This is a genomic window from Bradyrhizobium viridifuturi, assembly GCF_001238275.1.
GTDB classification, from domain to species: Bacteria; Pseudomonadota; Alphaproteobacteria; order Rhizobiales; family Xanthobacteraceae; genus Bradyrhizobium; species Bradyrhizobium viridifuturi.
The window spans coordinates 1-266 of the sequence record NZ_LGTB01000148.1; the positions used below are offsets into that span (position 1 = coordinate 1).

1 pseudogene is annotated in these 266 nt (G+C 69.9%); it reads left to right on the forward strand.

From position 1 onward, the window contains the following. Positions 1-266, forward strand: a pseudogene (locus ALC15_RS45740) (hypothetical protein); the annotation flags it as partial.

The window sequence follows — 266 nt, forward strand, 5'->3', positions numbered from 1 at the left end:
GCTTCTACGGCTTGGGCGGCGGCGGCGGGATGGGCGGCCGCGGCGGAAGCAGCGGCGGCGGCGGGATCGGTCTCGGTGCCCAAGGCTCCGACTCCTACATCACCACCAACGGTGCGGGTGGCATTGTGCCGGGCGCAGCCAGCGGCGGCAAAGGAAGCGATGGATACGACTTCCCCTATATGGGAGGGTACATCCACAACTACGGAGCAGGCGGGGCAGGTGGTGCCAATGGCGGCGGCGGTGGCGCCGGGGGAGAAGTCGGCATC